General features: G+C 48.7%; 14 protein-coding genes. 8 read left to right on the forward strand and 6 right to left on the reverse strand.

Annotated elements, in window-relative coordinates; translation table 11 throughout:
- Together ACZ5DR_RS06860 and ACZ5DR_RS06865 are read right to left on the reverse strand one after the other, a co-directional pair.
- The gene (locus ACZ5DR_RS06860) at positions 1-1,404 is read right to left on the reverse strand and encodes a sigma-54-dependent transcriptional regulator (RefSeq protein WP_377366782.1); all 1,404 of its coding nucleotides are present in this window, start codon (positions 1,402-1,404) and stop codon (positions 1-3) included.
- Between the two features lie 43 nt (positions 1,405-1,447).
- Positions 1,448-3,136, reverse strand: coding sequence for a transporter substrate-binding domain-containing protein (locus ACZ5DR_RS06865; RefSeq protein ID WP_377366780.1), 1,689 nt, complete (start codon positions 3,134-3,136; stop codon positions 1,448-1,450).
- Positions 3,137-3,502: 366 nt separating this feature from the next.
- On the opposite strand from ACZ5DR_RS06865, the gene ACZ5DR_RS06870 reads away from it, so the two are divergent.
- The 3 genes from ACZ5DR_RS06870 (at position 3,503) to ACZ5DR_RS06880 (ending at position 7,472) form a co-directional block, all read left to right on the forward strand.
- A complete protein-coding gene (locus ACZ5DR_RS06870) occupies positions 3,503-4,471 on the forward strand; it encodes a TAXI family TRAP transporter solute-binding subunit (RefSeq protein ID WP_377366778.1) in 969 nt (322 codons plus the stop codon).
- A gap of 90 nt (positions 4,472-4,561) precedes the next feature.
- Positions 4,562-7,144 (forward strand): TRAP transporter permease, encoded by a 2,583-nt coding sequence (locus ACZ5DR_RS06875; protein WP_377366776.1) that lies wholly within the window; start codon positions 4,562-4,564, stop codon positions 7,142-7,144.
- Between the two features lie 67 nt (positions 7,145-7,211).
- Positions 7,212-7,472: a hypothetical protein gene (locus tag ACZ5DR_RS06880; RefSeq protein WP_377366774.1), complete on the forward strand. Its 261-nt coding sequence runs from the start codon at positions 7,212-7,214 to the stop codon at positions 7,470-7,472.
- Here the strand turns inward: ACZ5DR_RS06880 and ACZ5DR_RS06885 are convergent.
- Positions 7,469-7,771, reverse strand: a complete 303-nt coding sequence (locus tag ACZ5DR_RS06885; RefSeq protein WP_377366772.1) for a TIGR03643 family protein — start codon at positions 7,769-7,771, stop codon at positions 7,469-7,471. The two genes, ACZ5DR_RS06880 and ACZ5DR_RS06885, sit on opposite strands and share 4 nt — an antisense overlap.
- Positions 7,772-7,879: 108 nt before the next feature.
- Positions 7,880-8,842: a class 1 fructose-bisphosphatase gene (locus ACZ5DR_RS06890; protein WP_377366770.1), complete on the reverse strand. Its 963-nt coding sequence runs from the start codon at positions 8,840-8,842 to the stop codon at positions 7,880-7,882.
- 134 nt (positions 8,843-8,976) lie between these two features.
- Between ACZ5DR_RS06890 and ACZ5DR_RS06895 the strand changes: the two genes are divergently transcribed.
- Complete coding sequence (locus ACZ5DR_RS06895; protein ID WP_377366768.1) at positions 8,977-9,936, forward strand: zinc transporter ZntB; 960 nt, start codon at positions 8,977-8,979, stop codon at positions 9,934-9,936.
- Positions 9,937-10,309: 373 nt separating this feature from the next.
- Here ACZ5DR_RS06895 and rpiA read toward each other — a convergent pair whose 3' ends face one another.
- The gene (gene rpiA, locus ACZ5DR_RS06900) at positions 10,310-10,981 is read right to left on the reverse strand and encodes a ribose-5-phosphate isomerase RpiA (protein ID WP_377366766.1); all 672 of its coding nucleotides are present in this window, start codon (positions 10,979-10,981) and stop codon (positions 10,310-10,312) included.
- A 256-nt stretch (positions 10,982-11,237) separates the two neighbouring features.
- Between rpiA and ilvA the strand changes: the two genes are divergently transcribed.
- Positions 11,238-12,743: a threonine ammonia-lyase, biosynthetic gene (ilvA, locus tag ACZ5DR_RS06905; protein WP_377366764.1), complete on the forward strand. Its 1,506-nt coding sequence runs from the start codon at positions 11,238-11,240 to the stop codon at positions 12,741-12,743.
- Between the two features lie 102 nt (positions 12,744-12,845).
- Positions 12,846-14,579: an arginine--tRNA ligase gene (gene argS / locus ACZ5DR_RS06910; RefSeq protein WP_377366762.1), complete on the forward strand. Its 1,734-nt coding sequence runs from the start codon at positions 12,846-12,848 to the stop codon at positions 14,577-14,579.
- 63 nt (positions 14,580-14,642) lie between these two features.
- On the opposite strand, the gene ACZ5DR_RS06915 is transcribed toward argS, so the two are convergent.
- Positions 14,643-15,446, reverse strand: a complete 804-nt coding sequence (locus ACZ5DR_RS06915) for a substrate-binding periplasmic protein (RefSeq protein WP_377366760.1) — start codon at positions 15,444-15,446, stop codon at positions 14,643-14,645.
- Between the two features lie 141 nt (positions 15,447-15,587).
- On the opposite strand from ACZ5DR_RS06915, the gene ACZ5DR_RS06920 reads away from it, so the two are divergent.
- Both ACZ5DR_RS06920 and ACZ5DR_RS06925 read left to right on the forward strand, forming a co-directional pair.
- Positions 15,588-18,092, forward strand: a complete 2,505-nt coding sequence (locus ACZ5DR_RS06920) for a putative bifunctional diguanylate cyclase/phosphodiesterase (protein ID WP_377366758.1) — start codon at positions 15,588-15,590, stop codon at positions 18,090-18,092.
- A gap of 331 nt (positions 18,093-18,423) precedes the next feature.
- On the forward strand, positions 18,424-21,138 hold the full coding sequence (locus ACZ5DR_RS06925; RefSeq protein WP_377366756.1) for a M16 family metallopeptidase: 2,715 nt from the start codon (positions 18,424-18,426) through the stop codon (positions 21,136-21,138).
- Positions 21,139-21,298: the final 160 nt, after the last annotated feature.

The raw sequence follows: 21,298 nt of genomic DNA on the forward strand, positions 1-21,298 counted from the left end.
TTACTCGCTTTCTTCTTTCATATTCTTGATACGTTTGCTCAGTGCTGGCTGTGATATGCCGAGCATGCGTGCTGCTAAGGATTGGTTGTGATTGGCTCGTCCCATGGCTTCTTCAACCAGTAGTTTGTTTAACTGGGTTAGAGTGGGAAGTGGTTCATCCGCTGGGAATGAGAGCTTTTGTTTGGTGAGCTCCGCTTTTGGGGGGCCGATTAATGACTGAAACGGTTTTAGGCTGAGCTCTTCTTCGTCACTTTGGCTCACCGCGTCAAATATAAGCGCCCGTAGTTCTCGCACATTACCCGGAAATTCATAACCTTGCAGTTGGGTTATTAACATAGCGGGTACGCTCACAGGAGGCCGTTGTAGCTCTTCTGATGCTGAGCGAACAAAGTGATCGATCAGCAGTGGTAAGTCGTTTAGGCGCTCTCTCAGGGGCGGGATTCTCACCATGTGAGTACGTAGACGATAATAGAGGTCTTTACGGAAGTTTCCTTCCTGCTGCTGTGCTACTAAGTCCTGATGGGTAGCGACAATCACTCGAGCTTGGATGCGTTTAGGGCGATCACTACCAATAGGGTAGTATTCGCCTTCTTGAAGTAGGCGGAGCAGTTTGATTTGGGACGTTGGGCTTAGGTCGCCGATCTCATCTAAGAATAATGTCCCGCCAGCTGCGCTTTCAACCAATCCTGAACGAACTTTATCCGCGCCAGTAAACGCACCTTTAGCATGGCCAAATAAGGTGTCAGAAAAGATATTGTCATCTAGACCTGCCACATTCACTGTCACTAGAGGGCCGTTGCGTCCACTTAGTTCATGTATGGCTCCGGCGATCAGTTCTTTGCCGACACCACTTTCTCCGGTTATAAGGACAGGCTGATTGCTACTGGAAATGGACTCCAAGTAGCGGAAGGTAGACATCATTTTGGGATCAGCGGTAATAAAGTCGGTGAAGCAATCTGCTTGATCAAGGTCTTGGGACAATAGCTGTGCACGCAGAGCTTGGTTTTCAAGGCTCAGCTCTTGGGTGTGGATGGCACGCTTGATGGCTTCTAGGATTTGTTCTTGATCTGTGGTTTTAACGATATAGTCAAAGGCACCACGTTTGACGCAATCCACTGCGGCATCCACTTGGTTGATACCACTGAAGATGATGACACAGACATCAGGGTATTCCTCGTTGAGCCAAGTAAGTAACTCTTGTCCAGATAGGACGGGCATGGTGAGGTCCAACAGCACTAAGCCAATGGTTTCTTCTGCCATGATGTTTTGCACCTGTCTTGGGTCAGCACAGGTGATTAGATTATTTAGCCCGTAACGCTCAAGGGTGAGAGACATGCTTCTCAAAAATGAGGGTTCGTCATCCACTAGAAGCAGTTGAAATTGTGGGTATAGCGTCTGTTTCAATTTATAGCCCTCAGTGGGAATGCCCTAGTGGGCATGTTACACATCATTTGGTGAGTAAGGGAAATGTCACGGTTACAGTGGTTCCTTCACCTTCTACGGAATCAAATGACAGTCTGCCTTGAAGTGCCTTAATGATACCTGCTGATACGGAGAGTCCTAGTCCTGTACCACCTCTTTCACGTTTGGTGGTGTAAAAAGGATCGGTCAGGCGAGGTAATACCTCCGCGGGAATACCACAGCCTGTGTCCTCAATGGCGATTATGGCTTCTTTTCGATCATGGCTGATTAGGGTAGAGACGTGCAGTTGATCGTCTTTTGACTCTAAGGCGTCACAGGCGTTCAATATTAGGTTAATGATCACCTGTTCGATTCGCTGTGAGCTGCCCAATACAGTCGGCATACGCTGGTCTAAATGCAGCTCAAAATGGTCGGTGGCGGTGCGTATGGATTTGTCCACCAGTCGAACAGCTGTGGCGACCACCACGTTGAGATCCACTTCGTGGGCCACTTCATCCGGCTGCTCACGGGCAAAGTCTTTCAAGTCATTGACGATATTACGAATACGGTCGGTACTATGCTGCATCTCTTCTAACAGGTAAGGTATTTCGCCCTTTATTCTTGTATACGGAAAACCGCCAATGGTGAGGTCTGGGTCTTCCTCAGCCAATTTGTCTAAATAGGGTAGAGCGTCTTCCCAAGCGGATTTGAGTAACGGTAAGTTCAACATGAGTAATCCGGTTGGGTTGTTGATCTCATGGGCCACACCTGAGACGAGAACCCCTAGGGAAGCCATCTTATCTGCTTGGATAAGTTGCTCTTGATGGGCTTTAAGTTGTCGGGAGCGCTTTTCTACTTCCTTTCTCAGCATGGCGTTCCAAATCATGATGCCACCCAGCACGAATAGCAAAATCAGGATGGTATAAAAGGCGTACTGACCGAGCTTCTTCCACTGTACTTTTGGACCATCTAGAGTGCCGAGCCATTTGTCGTAGATTTCCTGCTGACGGCCAGTGTTTTTGAGAATGGCTAAGCCTTCGCTAAACAGTGCGATCAGGTCTTCATGCTTCGGTAAGGCACCATAACCTAAACGCTGGCCAGCAACGGGTCGAGCAATCGGTTCGATATTACTCAGTCCCAGCTCTTTACTCAGATAAAGGCTAGGTAGATTAGCCGTGAGAGCGAAATCGTATTTACCCGCCGCCAGTAAGCGCAGGGCATCAGAGTGGGTTGGCACCGGTATGATGATCGCATCCGGGACTTTTTGTTTAAGGTATTCGTGCATGATGCTGGCATTTTGAACCAGGACCTCATGGCCAGATATTTCACTGATGTCGTCCACCTTGGGACCGTCTTTTCGAGCAAAAAGAGATTGGTTGACGATTGAGTGCGGGGAAGAGAATTTGATCAGCTTCGCTCGATCCTCTGAATGGGCGATACCTTGCAGTACGTCATAGGTTCCGTCCAATAAGCCCGCATAAGCGCTCTTCCAATCGGTCATGGTGAGATCGATCTGAAACCCCATGATTTCAGCAATGGCATAACTGAGTTCAACATTGTATCCCGCCGGATTACCTTCTTCATCGGTAAATTCATAAGGGGGGTAGTTATAGTCGGCGGCAATGTGAACCACTCGCTTTTGCTGGCCTTGTCCGTTAGGTCCAGGGCGTTCAATGGACCATGCGGATTGGGTCACCAGTAAAGAGAGCAATAGCCAGAGCAAAGGGTGTTTCATCTGTACAAATAATCTACAAAAATCAGAAGAACAGGCATCTTAGCGGCTCTTAAAAGGAAAGAGAAGTCATGAGTTTTTAGGTCTGAAAAGTGCTCTATAACTTTTGTTATAAATATAAAAAACGTTATAACCCCTCTCAGAATCCCCGAAGAATCTACCCTTGGCTTATGAATGCGAGGATTTAACCGGGAGGCCTATAACAAAAGTTATAGGTATTCGGGCCTTGAAAAAGACCATTTTAATTAAATATTTTCTTTTAAAATCAATGTTTTATATTGGTTTTATGGTGGTTGGCACCATACTTGCCATATTCACCTCGTTTTTGACGATTTTATAACAAAAAAATGACATTACGAGGAATTCTCAATGAAAAACGCACTGCTTAAAACAGCACTTGTTTCTGCGTTTGCAGCCACTTCTACTTTTGCTATGGCGGCTGAATCACAATTCGTATCCATCGGTACTGGCGGTGTAACAGGGGTTTACTACCCAGCAGGTGGTTCTATCTGTCGTATGCTGAACAAAGACCGTAAAGAACACGGAATTCGTTGTTCTGTAGAATCTACGGGCGGTTCTGGTTACAACGTGAACAGCATTCGCGCTGGTGAGCTTGAATTCGGTGTGGCTCAGTCTGACGTTCAAGCGGCTGCTTTGGCTGGTAAAGGTCAGTTCCAAGACAACCCATTCCCAGAGCTTCGTTCTGTCTTCTCTTTGCACCCAGAGCCGATTCACCTAATGGCTCGTGCGGATTCCGGCATTCAGTCTTTTGATGACTTGGAAGGCAAACGTGTGAACATCGGCAACCCAGGCTCAGGTAACCGTTCTATGATGGAACTACTGATGTCTGAGAAAGGTTGGACCACGGATAACTTCGCGTTCGCTGCTGAGCTTAAGTCTTCAGAAATGGCTCAAGCCCTATGTGATGACAAGTTCGATGTGACAATCTTCGTAGCAGGTCTGCCAAACGGTTCTGCACAAGAAGCGACGACCACTTGTGATGTGCGCATGATTCCTCTAACGGATGAAACGTCTTTGAATGTACAGAAAAAACACTCTGAATTCTCTCAGGCAGTGATTCCAGGTGGCATGTACAACGGCAACCCAAATGACGTTGTGACATTCGGCCCGAAAGCAACCATCGTGACGTCTGCGAACGTTTCAGACAAAGTGGTATACGAAATGACCAAGGCTGTGTTTGAGAACTTTGGGTCTTTCAAGCGTCTTCACCCTGCGTTTGCACCGCTTCAGCCAGTAGAAATGGTGCACTCTTCTTTGGTAGCGCCTTTGCACCCTGGTGCTGAGAAATACTACCGCGAGCAAGGTTTGATTAAGTAATCCCTAACCCTTAATCACACGCAGTTTGCTCATAAAAAGCGCCAACGTCCGTTGGCGCTTTTACTCCTTTAAATTTGTTTGGATACGCTTATGTCGACCCATACCTCTCAAACACTGGATACCGATAAGCTGGACGAAATGGTAGCCGAAGCGGATACCGGAAAACGCGCTCCCACGGGCCGTATAGCGCTTGCGTTGCTGTTTCTATTACCTCTGTGTTGGTCTTTGTTTCAGCTATGGATTGGCTCACCTTTGCCATCTCAATTTGGTTTTGGCTTTTTAAATGACACCCAGTCTCGCGCTTTACACCTTGCCTTTGCCGTGAGTCTTGCTTTCCTAGCTTTCCCTGCCTTCAGTGGTAGCCCTGCCCATAGAATCCCATGGCTGGATTATGCCTTTGCCTTAGTGGGAGCGTTTTGTGCGGCGTATTTATTTTTATTTAACGACGAACTGGCTATGCGTCCAGGCTTGCCAACGACCCTAGATCTTGTGGTGGCTGGAGCCGGTTTATTGCTGACTTTGGAAGCGGCTCGTCGTTCTTTAGGACCACCGTTGATGATGGTGGCCATTTTCTTCCTCTTGTATGTGTTCTTTGGCGACTCTTCTTGGTTGCCTGAGATTTTGCGTTGGAAAGGTGCTTCTTTTGAAAAAGCCATGACCCATATGTGGCTGACCACGGAAGGTGTGTTTGGTATCGCCCTAGGGGTATCGTCAGGCTTTGTATTCTTATTCGTTTTGTTTGGTGCCTTGCTGAACCAAGCGGGAGCCGGTAACTACTTTATTCAAGTAGCGTTTGCCTTACTTGGGCACATGCGCGGCGGCCCAGCGAAAGCGGCGGTATTGTCTTCTGCTATGACGGGTCTGATTTCCGGTTCGTCCATCGCCAATGTGGTGACCACAGGAACCTTCACCATTCCTTTGATGAAGAAGGTGGGCTTTAGCCCTGAGAAAGCCGGTGCGGTAGAAGTGTCGTCTTCGGTCAATGGCGTGATCATGCCGCCAGTGATGGGGGCGGTTGCTTTCTTGATGGTTGAGTACGTAGGCATTCCCTATATTGAGGTCGTAAAACACGCCTTTTTGCCTGCCACGATTTCATACATTGCCCTATTGTATATTGTGCATTTGGAAGCGTTAAAAGCCGACATGCGTGGCTTGCCCCGCGTGACACCTGCCCGTCCTTGGAAAATTGCGATCCTACGCAGTGGCATCATATTGTCGAGCATGATGATCTTAGCCGGAGCATTGTATTACTTCGTTTTGGGTATCAAGTGGGTGCTAGGAGACTGGTCAAACATTGGTTTGCTGGCGCTTGTGGTCGGTGGCTATATCGGTCTTCTATATGTGTCGGCGAAGAGCAAAGACTTGGACATGGAAACCACCGAAGGGGCCATTGTTAAGTTGCCTGTGTTTGCAGACATTTATCGCGCTGGCCTGTACTACCTAGTTCCTCTGATTGTGTTGATCTGGTTCCTAATGGTCGAACGCAAATCTCCCGGTTTGTCGGCGTTTTGGGCGAGTATGTTGATGGCCTTTATTTTGGTCACGCAAAAACCGCTCAAGGCGTGGTTCCGTTCCCAGCAAAACATCAAAGACCAATGGCAGCAGGGTGCTTGGGATCTGATAGAAGGTTTGATTACCGGTGCTCGCAACATGATTGGTATCGGTGTCGCCACGGCGACCGCGGGTATTATCGTGGGCACAGTGACCTTGACGGGTGTCGGTCAAGTCATGGCGGAGTTCGTTGAGTTGCTGTCAGGGGGCATCTTGATAGTGATGCTGTTGATGGTGGCGTTGATCTCCTTGATCTTGGGGATGGGACTTCCCACCACAGCGAACTACATTGTTGTGTCGTCTTTGATGGCCAGTGTCGTCGTGGAGCTTGGGGCACAATCTGGCCTGATTGTGCCTATGATCGCTATTCATATGTTTGTGTTTTATTTCGGCATCATGGCCGATGTGACACCGCCTGTGGGTCTTGCATCTTTTGCGGCGGCTGCCGTGTCGGGTGGTGATCCGATTAAGACAGGTTTTACGGCGTTCTTCTATTCCATGCGTACGGCACTGTTACCCTTCTTATTCATCTTTAATACGGATCTGTTGTTGATCGATGTGACTTGGTGGCAGGGCATTATCGTGTTCTTTGTGGCCTTGGCTGCCATGTTGATCTTCGCGGCGGCGACTCAGGGGTACTTCTTTGCCCGCAGTAAACATTGGGAAAGTGCCGTGCTATTGCTGGTGGCATTTACCTTGTTCCGCCCAGGTTTCTGGCTCGATCAGATCACGCCTCCCCATGAACACTACGCTGGTTCTCAGTTGATGTCCTACATCGAAGAGCATCCAAACATGGAGAATGTACGTTTGGCGGTAGAAGGTGAAAACCTAGACGGCCGCTGGATCGAAACCACAGTGAGTTTGCCTTTGGCGGCAACCGGCGATGCAGGGAGTCGTTTGTACGAGGGTGCAGGCCTAGAATTACGTGACGAAGATGGTCGCTTGTACATCGATAATCTAGCGTTTGGCGGTGTCGCTGAACAAATGAAACTGGATTTTGATTGGGAAGTGACAGGGTTTGATGTTGAGAACGATCGACCTGCTAAAGAGTGGTTCTTCGTTCCTGCGTTCCTGCTGGTGTTGTGGATCATTCGACGCCAGAAAAAGCGAGCTGCGCAATAGTCTACGCAGCGTTTAACCGAGGCCTTTGGCCTCGGTTTTTTTATGCCATATGAGTTTGGAGGGTGATGTGAATATTGTGCAAACCTTTATCTTTGATGAAGCGGGTCGAAATATGGGCAGCTATTCCAATGCGCAGCCCGTTGCGTTCTCAGAGCATTTTTCTATGCTGAAAGCCTATGCGTCTAAATCCAGCATGCTGACTAATTTAGCCAAGGTGTCGGAAATGGCTGCCAGCGTCATGTTGGAGTTAAATGGTAAAACCCATCTGGCGTCCATTCGGCGCATCCGCTCTAACCAAGATCTGTTCATTGTGGATGTTTACGGTTAACGTTGGCGTGGTTTTAAACCGTGATTAGGTTTGTATTGTGCAGGCGCATAGCCTCTATCAATGCCTTCGTAGCGAAGTTTTTCATGTTTGCTGCTTCGACCAGAGACCCGTGCTCGCCAGTTGCGAAAGCTGTTTGGTTTCAAGGTTGTACGCATCAAAGAAATGACTTCTTTTTCCGCTAAGCCATATTCTCTTTGGATTGCTTCGAAGGGCGTTCGATCTTCCCAGGCCATTTCGATAATACGTGATAGGTGTTCATCTTGATGGCTGTTCAATAGAGTGTCTGAGGATGTGCTCATAGTAACGTAGGCTTCCAGCGGTTAGGTGTCTGGTGTTACGACTAAGACAGCGCGGTGGATCTATAAAAAAAGCCGCATAAGCGGCTTTTTATCAGTCTAGCTAGACAATTATTTGTAGCTTAAGCAGGTGTCCACTTCGTTAGCAGCGCCTAAGACTACGGCTACGCGTTGGTGAATGCCTTCCGGTTGGATATCCAGGATGCGCTCAGAGTGTGTAAAGGCTTTACCGCCTGCTTGTTCTAACAGCATACCCATAGGGTTGGCTTCGTACATGAGACGCAGTTTGCCCGGTTTGCTTGGGTCTTTCTTGTCCCATGGATAAATGAAGATACCACCTCGGCACAGGATACGGTGTACATCACCCACCATAGCCGCCACCCAGCGCATGTTAAAGTTCTTTTCACGGGGGCCTTCTTTGCCAGCCACCAAATCTGTTACATAGCTTTGCATGGCGTCAGACCAGAAACGCTGGTTTGACATATTGATGGCGAACTCTTGGGTTTCTGGCGCAACTTGTACGTTGGCTTGGGTCAAGATGAATTCGCCCTTATCAACGTCTAAGGTAAACATGTTGACACCATCGCCAGTAGAGAAAACCAACATGGTTGATGGGCCGTATAACACATAGCCTGCCGCCACTTGGTTTTTACCTGGCTGTAGAAAATCGGCTTCTGTTGCTGGCTCAGTACCGGTTTGGCGATACACTGAAAAAATGGTGCCAACCATGGAGTTGATGTCGATATTAGAAGAACCATCCAATGGGTCGAAGGCGATCAAGTACTCACCATCCGTATTGGCTGGGACAATATCGTCTTCTTCTTCGGAAGCAATGGCGCGAACGGTTGGTGAGGCAAACAGAGCGCTTTTTAGCATGTTGTTGGAGATGACATCGAGCTTTTTCTGCTCTTCCCCTTGAACGTTTTCATTGCCCGCCATGCCAAGAATACCGGCTAGGGAGCCTTTTTTCAGAGCGCTAGAAATTTCGATGCAGGTTTGTGTTGTGACAGACAAGAGTTCCTGCAATGATGCGGAAGTTGAGCCAGACGCTAAGAACTGAGAGAGGCTTTGCATAGCATGGGATCCTTTTTTATAAGTTCGTTCTGATTAAATTATGCCATCGCCGCAGGGTTCCGTCAGCCAACTGTTGTCAAAAAACGGATAAATATGAACCACTCAGGGGTTCAAAAGTAAAAGAAGAGAGCACTATGGATTATTTACTGCATTACCTAAAGCTGGATGGAAAGGGCGGCGCAGAGCGTTTATCGACCCTGCCAACGGACATTCCAACGGAAGGTTCCCACTGGGTTCACATGGACTGCACCTCAGATGACGGCCGTGCTTGGTTGGATAATATTGACAGCATTCCTGAAACCGCAGTGGACGAGTTGTTTGCAGATGAAACTCGCCCCCGTACAGTGAAGATGGGGCAGGGAGTGTTGGTCATTCTTCGAGGAGTGAACCTAAACCCGGACTCAGACCCCTCAGACATGGTGGCCTTGCGCATGTGGATCACGCCCAATTTTGTGATCACTACTCGCCGTCGTAAGTTGCTATCTGTGGTGGATCAAGTGCAGCGTCTTGACCAAAAAGAAGGTGCTGAAAACATCGCCGACTTGGTTACCACTCTGACTCATACATTGACTGGCCGCATGGCTGGGGTCATTGATACGTTGGAAGACACCCTAGCGGACCTAGAAGAGCAAATGAGTGAGCAAGTCATGCCAGAACAACGTGCTGTGCTGGTGGAGCGCCGTTTGCAAACCGTGCGTCTGCGTCGTTTCCTTGTGCCACAAAAAGAGGCCATCGCTCGCTTGCCAAACGAAGTGCAAAACTGGATGACCAAAGATCAGCTGGCGGACATCCAGGAGTCTGCCAACGACATTACTCGCTACGTGGAAGCCTTAGAATCCCTGCGAGAACGTTGCTTGTTGATGCAAGAGGAGTTCGCGAACCATCAGGCAGAGAAGATGAATGCCCGTATGTATGTGCTTTCGATCCTTTCGGGGATTTTCATGCCGTTGGGCTTTTTGACGGGTTTATTTGGTATCAACGTTGGCGGTTTGCCGGGGGTTGAAAATGGCAGTGCCTTTTGGATTTTCGTGGGTGTCTTAGTGCTGATGGGCTTGGCCCAGTACGTCATCATGCGTAAGAGTCGCTGGTTCTAGCTTTCGTCGTTAGCTAGTTTGAGTATTTGTTGTCTTTGCAGTTGGCTAAGTCTCGATAATTATTTTCCGCTCTACGAGCAAGCTCTAGAAGTCGCTGAAAAATAACATCGAGCTTAGCCTGATAAGGCTGTACAAAGAAATAGGTGGCTAGGACTTAACAATTACTTTCCGTTCCACGAGCAAGCTCTAGAAGTCACTGGAAAATAACGTTGAGTCCTATCCAGATAAGGCAGCAGAGCAATATTTGGACGGTCTAGCACTGGAAGCACATTTTTGGAGTTGAGTTCCGATTCGTTTGAAGCGATCTCTTGAACGTGTTCGTGGAGCGCAAAACGAATCGGGGCTCAACCCAGTCAATCACCGTGCATTAAAGCTAGGCTTTGATGGTTTTTACACCGGATTGGGTGCCTAGTAGCAAAACGTTGGCAGGGCGGGCAGCGAATAGGCCGTTTGTGACCACACCAACGATGCTGTTGATTTGGTTTTCCAACGTCACTGGGTCCACGATTTCAAGGTTGTATACGTCTAGGATGTGACAACCGTTGTCTGTCACTACGCCTTCACGGTACACAGGATCGCCCCCAAGTTTAACCAATTCACGGGCTACGTAGCTGCGAGACATGGGGATAACTTCTACTGGTAGAGGGAAGTCCCCAAGTACTTTTACTAGCTTAGACTCGTCTGCAATACACACAAACTCTTCTGAACAGGCCGCCACGATTTTTTCGCGGGTCAAGGCTGCACCGCCACCTTTGATCAAATGCAGTTGATCATTGGACTCGTCGGCGCCGTCCACATAGACGCGAATGCTGCTTACAGAGTTCAAGTCATAGACTGGGATGCCATGGCCTTTTAAGCGCTCAGCAGAGGCTTCAGAGCTGGCAACTGTGCCATCAAAAAGGTGTTTATGCTTGGCCAGTTCATCAATGAATTTGTTGGCGGTTGAGCCCGTACCAACACCAACAATGGTGTCTTCTTCTAAAAGCGGAAGGATGTGCTCAACGGCGGCTTCAGCGACTGCTTGTTTTAATTCGTCTTGCGTCATGCTGGGTAAACCTGTGGTTTGTTATGAGAGTAATAGTGTTGCCCGGAGGCGGGGTCATTATAGTCAGTTAATTTGGCCATTGTTACCCCTGTGGGATGAAGTTGCGCTGTTCGGGTAAAAACCGTTCAAATCCCGCCTCAAGCTTTGCTCATGGTCGGTGGAAGGAGTATATTGCTGATTCATTTTTTGGCCGAGTAATACAACTAACGCCGCGGCTAAACGGCGTCTCTTTGCGGAGAATTAAGCAGGAATGACTATGCCCCACACAATCATTAAGAAAATTCTACAGGCACCCGTCTATGACGTTGCCGTAGAAACACCCGTTTCCCGAGCCACACAATTGTCTGAGCGCTTGGGTAACGACATTATTTTGAAGCGAGAAGATTTACAGCCTGTGTTCTCGTTTAAGATTCGTGGGGCGTACAACAAGATTATTCAGTTGTCTGCAGAAGAACGTGCGAAGGGTGTGATCGCGGCGTCTGCAGGCAACCATGCTCAAGGTTTGGCGTTGGCTGCGAAGAAGCTAGGCATTAAAGCGACGATCGTGATGCCTGAGACCACGCCAGACGTGAAAGTAAACGCCGTACGTGCCCGTGGCGCGGAAGTGGTGTTGGCGGGGGATGCCTTTGATGCAGCGTTTGCCAAGTCCCAAGAAATCATGGCGCAAACGGGCCAAGTGTATGTTCACCCGTTTGATGACTTAGATACCATCGCTGGACAAGGCACCATTGGTATGGAGTTGTTGCGTCAGATCGAAGGGGACATCGATGCTGTCTTTATCCCTGTAGGTGGCGGTGGTCTGATCGCTGGGGTTGCAGCTTACATCAAATACCTGCGTCCAGAGATCAAAATTATCGGTGTTGAGCCTACCGATGCGGCTTGTCTAAAAGTCGCTCTGGAGACTGGCAAGCCTACGCGCTTGGCGCAAGTGGGTATCTTTGCGGAAGGGGTAGCGGTTGCTGAGATTGGTAAAAACACCTTTGAAATCGCTAAAGAGTGCGTGGATGAGGTGATTACGGTAAGTACCGACGAAATGTGTGCCGCCATCAAAGACATTTACGACGATACCCGTGCGATCACAGAGCCAGCAGGGGCCTGTGCCTTAGCGGGTCTGAAAAAGTACATTGAGCGAGAAAATGCCCAAGGTCAGCGTTTGGTTGCGATTAACTCTGGTGCGAACGTTAACTTCGACCGTCTTCGTCACGTATCTGAGCGGGCGGAGTTAGGTGAAAAACGCGAAGCGATTTTTGCGGTACGCATTCCTGAGTCTCCAGGCAGTTTTAAAGATTTCTGTCAGGCGTTGGTAGGCCGTTCTATTACCGAGTTCAACTACCGTTACAGCGACGAGAAAGAAGCGGTGATCTTTGTGGGGGTTGCTCTTGGCGGTTCGCCGCACAGCCGTGAAGAGTTGATGCAGGATCTTAAGGACTACGAGATCGTTGACCTGACAGATGACGAAACGTCCAAAGTGCACGTGCGTCATATGATTGGCGGTCACTTGCGCAGTGAAAAGGGCGAGCTGCTGTACAGTTTTGAATTCCCGGAGCGCCCTGGAGCCCTGTTGAAATTCTTGAACACCCTTGGTGGCCAATGGAATATTTCCATGTTCCATTACCGTAACCACGGTGATGCCTACGGCCGAGTGTTAGTCGGACTACAAGCGGTGGGAGAGGAAACGGATGTGACCCGTTATCTGGACGAATTGGGCTACCCATACCAAGACGAAAATGATAACCCTGCGTGTAAGCTGTTTTTTCGCTAAATAGGCTAAAATCGGTTATCATAGCGTCAACTTCAAATAACCTTACAACCCTCTGGCGAGCCTCTTGCCAGAGGGTTGTATGATTCTGATTATGGGTTTTCTGTGAATATTCAAACGTTATTAAATCAGCGTATCCAAGCGGCTATGGTCGCAGCGGGCGCGTCTGAGGATGCACCTGCACTCGTGCGTCAGTCGGCAAAAGTTCAATTCGGTGACTACCAAGCAAATGGCATTATGGGGGCGGCTAAAAAGATCGGCACTAACCCTCGTGAGTTCGCAGCTAAGGTCTTGGAGCAACTGGATGTCTCGGATGTGGCTGAGAAAGTCGAAATTGCTGGCCCAGGTTTTATTAACATCTTTTTGAAAAATGAATGGCTAGGTGCCACGTTAGCGGATCTTCGTGACAGTGATCGTTTGGATGTGGCTGTGGTGGCAGACCCTCAAACGGTGGTGGTGGACTACTCTGGTCCAAACCTTGCCAAAGAAATGCACGTGGGTCATTTACGCTCTACTGTGATCGGTGATGCGGTGGTGCGTACCCTTGAGTTTCTAGGTCATAAAGTGGTTCGTCAAAACCACGTAGGCGACTGGGGTACTCAGTTCGGCATGTTGCTGGCCTACATGGAGCGTCTGCGTTCTCAAAATTCTGAAATCAGCATGGCATTGTCGGATCTAGAGTCTTTTTACCGTGAAGCCAAGATCTGCTTTGACGAAGACGAAGCCTTTTCTGTACGTGCCCGTGAGTTAGTGGTTTCCTTGCAGTCTGGCGATGCGGAGTGCTTGAAGCTTTGGAATGAATTCATCGAAGTTTCTTTGCAGCACTGTGAAGAGACTTACCAAATGTTAGGGGTGTCTCTGGCCCGTAAAGATGTGATGCCAGAAAGTGCCTACAACGAAGACTTACCAAATGTTATCAAAGATTTGGACGCACAAGGTCTGATCAAAGATGACCAAGGCGCTAAGTGTGTCTTCCTAGAAGAATTTGCCAATAAAGACGGCGACATCACGCCGATCATTGTGCAGAAAACCGGCGGCGGTTTCCTTTACGCCACCACTGACCTTGCAGCATTGCGTTACCGTCAGGGCACTTTAGGTGCAGACCGCGTGCTGTACTTTGTGGATGCTCGTCAATCCTTGCACTTCCAGCAGATGTTTACCTTGTCTCGCAAAGCAGGCTTTGTGAAACCAGACACCAGCCTTGAGCACATGCCCTTTGGCACCGTGATGGGTAGCGATGGTAAGCCATTTAAAACCCGTTCTGGTGGTGTGGCGAAGCTTTCTGCCTTGCTTGAAGAAGCGCAAGAGCGTGCCTTCCAATTGGTGGCTTCTAAGAATCCAGACATGTCCGAAGAAGAGCAGCGCAACATTGGCCGTGTGGTCGGTGTGGCTTCGGTTAAGTATGCAGACTTGTCGAAAAACCGTACCTCCGATTATGTGTTCAACTGGGACAACATGTTGAGCTTTGAAGGCAACACAGCGCCTTACTTGTTGTACGCATACTCTCGTGTTGCCAGCATTGTGCGCCGTTCAGAGATGGACGTAGCAAACTTTAAAGCTGAGATTAAAGTGGTTGAAGATCAAGAGCGCGCCTTGGCGGTGAAGCTTTGCCAGTTTGAAGAAGCCATCCAGCAGGTGATCAACGACGGTATGCCACATTTCTTGTGTGCTTACTTGTACGAGCTTGCGGGCATTTTTATGAGCTTCTACGAGGCTTGCCCGATTTTGAATGCGGAAGACGAGCTGAAGTTCAGCCGCTTGCAGTTGGCGCTGAATACGGCTTCTACTTTGAAGCAAGGTTTAGAACTACTCGGCATCGAAACGCTAGAGCGTATGTAAACCAGCGGAATATCGCGTTTAAAAAGCCCGATCATGTTGCCATGATCGGGCTTTTTTATGGGCTTAATCTGTGATCATTATGGGGGTCAAATGATGGCGCTCAGCAGCGTTGGCTAAGCGGCCATCCTGCTTGATGTCTTTGACGAAGGCATCCATACGCTCTAGCCAAATATCATCGCCTTTCGCCACTGCATAAGCGTATTCAAACTGTTCCGTTTTACCCGGTGGGGGGAGCAAAGCAGCCCAGTCGTAGATATTAATCATTTTCTGACCATAGGGGTAATCGGTGATGAATACGTCTGCGCGACCGGAGAGTACTTCGACTTCACGTTCGTTGGGTTTCAGTACCGTGGTAAGCGTGGCGTGTTTGAGGCTTTTGCGCATGGCGTTTTCCATGTAGGTGCCTTGCTGCACGCAAACGATGACCCCTTTTTGATCGATGTCTTTCCAGCTTTTTATAAATGGGTGGTGAATGGTCGCGACAGCGTACATATTGCTGGCAAGATAAGGCTGGGTGAACTGTACGCGTTCCCGTCTTGCCGCCGTATCGCCTACACCAAACATGGCCACATCGCATTGCTGGCTTTCTAAATCCCCCATAAAGCGGCCAAAGTGGGTCATGACGTAGTGCACCTCTACCCCTAAATCTGCCGCTAGGGCTTTGCTTAGGTCAATGTCGATCCCTTCCAGTTGCTGGGTGCGGGGACTAAGGTAGGTGATGGAGAAATAGTCCGGCCAGATGCAAACATTAACGGCCCCGCGCTCGAAGATCCTTTTTAATGTGGGGCTTTCTCCTGCAAAAGAGAGGCTGCCCACTAGCAAGAGGAGCCCCAAAAATAAAGTCTTTCCTGTGGTTCTTACCGACATATGTCAACACTCCATTATCCGTTAAACGATAAGCTACGCTTATTATGCCGAGTTTTATAAATGGCGAACTGATCTAGGTTAAGAATTTTGCTGATACGACTTACTAATTTTGCTTTCCCCCGAACTGTTATGGTGATCGCTATGTTACTGGTGATACTCATGATGGCGGTGGGCTTACAAAAGATGCTTGAGCGGGGCCATGAACGGGCCTTGGCTGAGCAGTCAGAAACCAGCTCGTCCTTAGCGTTTGCCTTGGAAGACTCTACCGTGCGTTCTGTCCAAGCAGTGATCGGTGCACTGGAAACCATCGCGGAGAATGCAGGAGAGCGCTCCGCCACACTGGATACGATTAAAAGCCGCTTTTTACGCGGTATGCCCCAGCTACGTTACATTGATATTGTGCCGTTAGATGAGGCCGGAGCTTGTACGCGTCGTTTATCCAATACAGAGGTGCTGTTTTTACCCGCCCAGTCGGGACGTTTTTGGGGGGACTCAGCCGATATTCAAGGGTTAACTTATTGGCCTATTTGTGTACCTTATCGTATCCAAAATGAGATCGCAGGTTATGTGATTGGTTCGGTGAATTTGAACTATTACACAGGTTTGTTTCAGGCAGTGTCTAATAATCAGCGACAGGTGGCCTTGTACTTGTTCAGCGGTGAGAAGGTTGTTGGAGAAGGGGACGCTAATATGTCTCCCGTGCTGAGAGAACGGCTACTTGAGCGCTCATGGGGCGAGTTACGATCCCATGATACTCAGGGAGAGTATCTTGAAAGTTATCGGGGAGCCTCCTTTTATCCGTTAATTATATCCATTCGATCTTATAACCAAGATGCGTTAGACAATTGGCTCCATGATGCCCGGCTCGTGCGTAGCATTTTTTCTGTGTTAGCGATTTTGCTGTTCATGATGCTCGCCATGTATTTGATGTTCAAGCATCACAGGGACAAGGTGCAAGGGGATAATCACTTACTGAGTATGGCAATTCGCAGTGCGGCGAATGCCATCTTTATTACTGACCCAAAAGGGCGTATTGAGTGGGTGAATGAGGCTTTTACTACGCTGACAGGATATCGTCTTGCCGAGGTGCGTCATCGCACTCCGCGGATTTTAAACTCAGGTTTCCATGACAAACCTTTTTTTACCCAGCTTTGGCAAACCATTTCTAATGGCCAAAACTGGCGCAATGAGTTGGTCAATCGCCACAAAAGTGGTCAGTTCATCACGGTGGAACAAACGGTAACCCCTATTTTAGATAATAAGGGAGACATTACCCACTTTATCGCTGTTCATGAGGATGTCACGGCACGTAAAGAAGTGGAGCAGCAAGTGCTCTATATGGCACGCCATGATGACCTGACAGGGCTTACCAACCGTCGTTACTTTGAGCAGTGTCTTGAAGATCGGGTAGTTGATCGCCAGCACGGACAGATCGCTCTGTTGTTTATAGACTTAGATCGCTTCAAAGACATTAACGATACCCTTGGACATGAGGCGGGAGATGTTCTGCTTAAGCGGGTGGCCAATACCCTGAGTCGACTGATGCCCGATGAAACCCTACTGTCGCGGTTGGGTGGGGATGAATTTGCTTTATTCCTTCATCCAGTGGGCAGTGAGGCTCAGATTCATTCCTTAGCAAAGAACATTGTTTCGGCCCTAGCCACTCCGTTTGAGTTTAAAGGTACTACCTTCGCGGTGAGCTGCAGTGTCGGGGTTGCCATGTCTGATATTGACTGTATTGATGCGTCATCTCTGCTACGACAAGCGGATCTAGCCATGTACCGGGCCAAACATGCAGGGAAAAACACCTACCGCTTCTTTGATGAAACCATGGACGAGCGAATGCAGCGACGTGTTGCGATTCAACAATATGTTGAGGAAGCTCTTCAGGATCCTAAGCAACTGATGTTGTATTACCAGCCTCAATTGGAAGGGGCGCAGCAATCTATCAGTGGTGTAGAAGTGTTATTACGTTGGCAACGGCAAGGGGAGTGGCTGTCGCCTGCAGAGTTTATTCCTATTTTGGAAGACAGTGGTCAGATCGTGGAGCTTGGACGCTGGGTAATGGAATCTGCTTTGGTGCAGATGGCAGACTGGCTACATCGAGGAGTCTATGTAGGGGAGCTGTCCATCAACTTGTCAGCGGTACAATTATCCAGTTCAGATGTGGCGCTAGAATTGATCCAATTGATGGAATACTACGACATTCCTTCGAGCCGTGTTGCGGTGGAATTTACGGAAACCACTTTAATGGTGCGTTCTGCTCAACTGACCCGTAATCTCGCTACTTTGCGTGCGCACCAGATAAAAATTGCGGTGGATGATTTCGGCACTGGGTATTGTTCCTTGAGTTACTTAAGAGAGCTGGAGGCTAATTACCTGAAAATTGATCAGTCTTTTGTAAAAGGGATTGGCGAGATTGAATCTGACGAATGTATTGTCAGCGCCACCATTGCCATGGCAAAGGGGCTTAATATGCATGTGATCGCTGAAGGGGTTGAGACACAGCAGCAAGCTCAGTACTTGGTGCAACATGGATGCGATTTTCTGCAGGGGTATGGTTTTGCACACCCTATGCCCGCAGAGGCTTTAGAAACTTGGTTAATCAAACATGCCCAGCACAAGGGACTGAGCAAGGCCCAGTGAAGACGTGATTTAAAGTGAAACCAAATGAAAATCATTGCTAACCCGTTAGGCTATTGCTAAGGTGCTTCCATTGACAGGATGTCAGGCTCATAAGAGTGATGGATTACCCAACTGAAATTTTTGCGGATTTCCCCTATGCGCTGTTCAAATCCTTAGCGTGCAATCATCCTCCTTGCGTTCTTTTCGTCCTGTTCAAATATCCCAATATTAGTGCCACGTTTGCTGTGATTCTAGAGGCACTTAGGCTCCAGTCTATCGATGATAGAGAAACATCATAAGGACGTTGGGTTAAACCGGGATTGGTTTATTCGTTAATCTAAAGGAGGCATGGATGCTTCGCTATTTGGTTCTTGTTTTAGCGGTCTTTCTCTCAGTGCAGGTAAAGGCTTCCCCGCAATTCGTTAAGAGCTTGCATAATATCGATGAATATCGGTTAAACAACGGCTTGACGATTCTCTTAGCCCCTGATGAAAGCAAACAAATTATTCATCTTGATTTGGTCTATCTCTCAGGCAGTTTGTCCGATCCTGAGGCGCTGCCAGGTCTGGCGCATTTTCATGAGCATATGATGTTCAAAGGGACACAAAAGCGTACCAAAGAGGAGCTTTTACAGGGACTACAAGAGCGGGGTATTCAGTTTAATGCCTCCACCAGCTATGACCGAGTGCGCTATACGGCCACCCTCAGCTCGAATTATCAGTCCCTTGATTACCTACTAGAGCTTGAAGCCGAACGTATGGCGATGCCGAACTTTACGGAGTCAGATCTCGCCTCTGAATTAGAGGTCGTACGTCAAGAAATTGCCCAATCAGAAAATGACGCCTCGACCATATTATTCAAAAAAATGATGGAGGCAGCCTGGGGAAATAAGCTTTATGGACGATCTGTTATTGGCGAATATGAGGCCTTGAGGTCAGTGACGCCTGAAGATATGCAGGCGTTCCATCGCCATTATTATCGCCCTGACAATGCGGTACTTGTGCTCACAGGTGGTTTTGAAAAGCACAGAGTGCTGGAGTCGATAGCCCGCCACTTTGCAGCCATTGAACGCCCTAAGGCTAGCATCCCTGTGGTGGAGTACGTCCCTGCCAATGAGCAAGGCAGTACTTTCGAAGTCCATCAGGGGGACTATGACATTTTAAACATCAGCTTTGAGTTACCGCCTGCGAAAGGAGAGCGCTTTGCGTCTTTGGCACTCATTGGCGACTTATTGGCAGGGGAGCCCCATGGGCGCCTATATCAGTCCCAAGTCATGGAAGGTATGGCTCTGACTGTCTATGCTGCGCCTATGCCTTTTAAGTGGGGCGGGCAATTTATGATGGGGGCCATGCCGTATCCTGATCAGTCTCGTCAAACCGTACAGGAAGACCTTCTTGAGCAGTTTACCCAGCTGCTCACCACTCCGGTGTCACAGCAAGAGCTAGAGCGGGTGCAAACCAATCGCCAAGCCTTGATAAAAGCTGTTTTCACAGAGCCTGCGAGTTTGTCGGATATGTTGGCAGAGACAGTTCCTTTTGGGGATTGGGAAGCGTCCATGCGCCTCGAAGAGGTGATTCAAAATTTAACGCCGGAAGACCTGCAACGTCACTATTTTTCCCTTTTCGCTGGGAAACAACCCATCGTGGGTCATCTTTTTCCTCAGCAGGGGGGCTCGTCCCCAGCTCTCGTAATGGCTCCGAGCCAAACCGAACTGGAGGTCAACGACTTTGAGCCTGAGGTGGATGAAAATACACCTGTTGAACCGTTTGATGTGGCGGTACTGGAGACAAAGGCGCAGGAAGTAGAGCGCACGATACAACGGGATCAATTACACAACGGCATGAAAGTAGCGCTACGTCCCATGCCAGATAGCAAAGATTTAGTCCGCGGCAGGATGAATCTGCGTTTTGGTACTTTAGAGAGTATGGAAGGTACTCAGGCGGTGCGTGATATCACATCTATGTTGTTGATCCGTGGGACGCAAGATCACACTTATCAAGAAGTGGTGGATAAGCTAAATCGTTTAGAGAGCAGTTTAGAGATGACCTCTCAAGGGTCTCGGCTGGTAGTGGATTTTGCGAGTCCGGCGCAAAACCTTGATGAACTGCTGGAATTGATAGCAGAGGTTTTAAAAGAACCGGCCTTCCCTGAGAGAGAGTTTGAGTTTATCAAACGTCAGCAAGTGCAGCTCTGGCAACGCCCCATTACTCATCCATCGGAACTCGCTGTAAATGCTCTCTTGCAATATAGCCAGCAAGATTATAGCACTTATGACCCCCGTCGTAATTTGCCTCCCAGTGACTATTTAGCTTTGCTAGAGCCCCTAACGTTGGAAGAGGTTAAGAATTTTTATCAGTCCTCCTATGGCGCTCAGTATGGGGAAGTGGCACTCACAGGTAACTTTGATCCTGAGCACTTAAAGGGCACCCTGAATACCTTGTTTGGCAGTTGGATGAGTCAGTCGGAGTATGAGCCAATCGTCAGCTCGCACCAAGAACTGGAGCCAGTGCGCAAGGTGATTAAAGGCGGAGAGACGGCCGGATACTATATCAGCCGAGTGAATTTCCCCATGTCTACTCAAGACTCAGAGTACCCAGCGGTACAGATAATGGAAGACATTCTAGGCCACAACCCTTTGTCCTCACGACTGGCCCATAGGATTCGTCAACAAGAGCAACTGGCATACGGCGTGCGTAGTAGCTTACGGGTTCCTTATACTGGAGATCAGGCCTACATCAATGTTTATGGGGACTTTCCTATCGGGCAGGGGGGGCGCTATGCAGACACGGTCAAAGCAGAAATGGATCGATTGACCCGAGCAGGGGTGTCCCAGAGAGAGTTGGATCTGGCCAAGAATAGTTTGCTCAGCCGTCGTCAAAAATCCATTGAAACAGAGCAGGGGGTGGTGAATTTAATGGCAAGACAATTGTATTACGGAACCACTACAGAGAATTGGACTCGCCACAATGAAAAATTGGTTAAGGTGACCCTAGGGGATGTGAAACAAGCCGCCCTAAAATACTTAAACTCGGAGCAGCTCGTGGAAATCATCGTGGACCCTAGTTAACCAAGCCACTCGTAACAAGATCCCCTCTAATCAAACAGCTTAGCTTTGACTGGGCTGTTTGTTTAAAAATCCCTGTACGGGTCATGGCAAATGGTGTCTGGAGTTGTTGGCTTAAACTGAAATAGTTTTTGTTCATCTAAAGGAGGCATGGATGCTTCGG

The sequence above is a fragment of the Marinomonas vaga genome (assembly GCF_055388305.1).